This is a genomic window from Cetobacterium sp. (assembly GCF_977044495.1).
This window is the reverse complement of sequence record NZ_CDRRQU010000092.1, coordinates 1-2,493: the sequence shown is the minus strand read 5'-3', so window position 1 is coordinate 2,493 and position 2,493 is coordinate 1. Positions and strand designations below refer to the sequence as shown.

Below are 2,493 nucleotides of genomic sequence, written 5' to 3'. Positions count from 1 at the left end.
AGATGAGATTCCAGATAATGAAATGTACTGGCTTATTGATGCATTTAACAATGTTTTTAGAGCAAACATGGAAATAAAAACATATTTCTCTGATAAAGAAATTGTAAGATTTTCAAAATTGAAGGCAGATTATCGAAAAACTGAGATTTATCCAATAAAAATAAGTCCAGTAATAGAAATAGCTGAAGATCAGTGGGTAACAAAAATCAGTATTGATTTATTAAAGGAACTTTATGATCGGCAGCTTATAATATATAATCCAAGAACTCAGCGTCAGCTTAAGCAAAGACGTAGAGGACAAGATATATCATATACTATTGACATAGTTGCTACATCTGTAAAAGCCATTGAGGACTTAATGAGCAAAGGAGAATTTGTACCTAATGCCTTGACCTTGAATCTTAATGTTGATGATCCAAATGTAGACTTTGATATAATTGACTCTGAATTAGTACTTAATTCTGGGAAATTTGATATCATTGATGGTTTTCACCGGTTTAGAGCTGCAATGAACACGAAAATAAAAAACCCTGACTTTCAGTTTAATTTTATTCTGAATATCATGAATTTCTCAGAAAATAAAGCATGTCAGTATATTGAGCAGGAAGATAAAAGAAATAAAATTTCTAAGAACTATTTAGCTTCTATGGACAAATCGTCCCCTACGAATATAATTATTGATAAATTAAACAATACATTGGACAGTCCTGTAAGAGGCAAGATTGAAAGAGCACATAGAGGAGAAATAGATAGAGCATCTTTATTTGCATTATTGGAGTTTATTCTTAATACTAAGGAAATGAATAGAAGCCAGTGTATTAGGACTGCTGTTTCTATTATAAGTATTTTAAAAATACTGCAAGAGAATAATCCGGATGTTATACTTGATGATATGACTATGCCAGTAATAATATACGGAGCATCAATTTCTAAAGATGTATATGAGTGTGCAGAAAAAATAGAAAATGCTTTAGAAAAAGACATACCACTTATCGCTAACATTACAGAGGCAAAATTAAATAAGATAAAAGCTTTATTTGAGGAGGTGTGATATGTATAACGAAGAACGGAAGCAAGAATATATGCGTTATATAGTAGAAGATCTTGGACAAACCACGCAAAGTATTACAGCGCTTTTTAGGAAAACTGAAGACTATGAAAAATTGCTTAATAAGGATTTATGTGATTTTACTTTTTCTGAAATAGATAAACTATTGTCTGCATTTTCAGCTTCTTCAGTAAATGCGATAAGAAAAAATATAAGTGTTTTACGGAAGTACACCGACTGGTGCTGTTCTTGTAATATTTCCATAGATAATATAAATCATTATGATGAAATAAACATGAACGTTGAAAACTTACAGAAGTACCTTAACAAAGAGAGCTCAGTGTGTCCTGATAGAAGTCAAATTTTAACAGATATTTCTAAATTTAAAAATAATTCTGATAAATTTTTGATTCTGGCTTTGTTTGAGGGAGTGAGAACAGAAGAAGCAGGTGAACTTTTTCAAGCTAAAATAAATAAGCTGAATGGAAATATTCTTACTTTTGAGAATGGGGAAAAAAGAGTTTTATCAAAAGAACTGATAGAATTAGCTATAGCTAGCTCTCAAGAAGAAGAGTATATATCTTTTACGGGAGCTGCTCTGGCATTGAAGATGGAAGGAAATATAGTTAACTCTAGGAACAATGTACGTAGCAATATAATGGAAAACTTAAACTTGAGATTAACTAATAGACTTATAGCACTTAGAAGAGAAATGAATATGCCATATCTTACTATACCTCGACTTTATACAGCTGGAATTGTAGATCAGTTTAGAAGAATAATGAAAAAATATGGAGTTTCAAAGGAAGAAATTTTTGAAGAACAGTATGTTAAAATGGTTAGTTCAAATTATGGTATAAATTCATATTCTAAAAGAATACTTAAGAGTAAGTTTTATAATTATTTATAATGGATAATGCCACACATAGATTGACTTAATTTGCTATGTGTGGTAATATTTAAACATAATATCCGAACAAACGTTCGAACATTGGAGGGATTGCAGTGTTAGAGAGACTTTATGAATGTTTTGGAACTGAAGAAAAAATTGGATTAATTTGCCATATAAATGGCACAGAAATGGGGTGGATGAACTTTGTAATCGAAAATATATATGAGGAGGGAAATATAGTAAGACTAGAGACCGGAGACTCATACATAAGATTGGAGCCAAATCTATATGAAGAAGTTCCAATGGAGGAAGGGCAAAAATTTGTCCATGATAAAGATTATATTATTTTGTATAAGATGGAGGAAGAAGAGTGCTTTTAAAAGAAATGCGTGAATTAGTGGAAGAATTAAACGTATATGCTCATGCGTATTATATGGAAGATACTTCTTTAATTTCTAATTATGAATATGATAAAAAATATGATCGACTTAAAGAGCTTGAGAAAGTTACAGGTGTCATTTTAGCCAACAGTCCCACTATCAATGTTGGCTCA

Annotated in this window: 3 protein-coding genes; all 3 read left to right on the top strand. The window is 30.8% G+C overall.

All coding sequences use genetic code 11. The features are described 5' to 3' along the window. A partial coding sequence (locus tag ACWI69_RS12040) for a hypothetical protein (protein ID WP_448822076.1) occupies positions 1-1,051 on the top strand: 1,051 nt, incomplete at its 5' end. Position 1,052: 1 nt separating this feature from the next. Continuing rightward, on the top strand, positions 1,053-1,958 hold the full coding sequence (locus ACWI69_RS12035) for a phage lytic cycle repressor MrpR family protein (protein WP_448822075.1): 906 nt from the start codon (positions 1,053-1,055) through the stop codon (positions 1,956-1,958). A gap of 95 nt (positions 1,959-2,053) precedes the next feature. Continuing rightward, the gene (locus tag ACWI69_RS12030; RefSeq protein WP_448822074.1) at positions 2,054-2,320 is read left to right on the top strand and encodes a hypothetical protein; all 267 of its coding nucleotides are present in this window, start codon (positions 2,054-2,056) and stop codon (positions 2,318-2,320) included. Positions 2,321-2,493 lie beyond the last annotated feature (173 nt).

Excerpts from the sequence above, each read along its gene's own strand:
- ACWI69_RS12035 (WP_448822075.1), top strand. The coding sequence starts at position 1,053 with ATGTATAACGAAGAACGGAAGCAAGAATATATGCGTTATATAGTAGAA.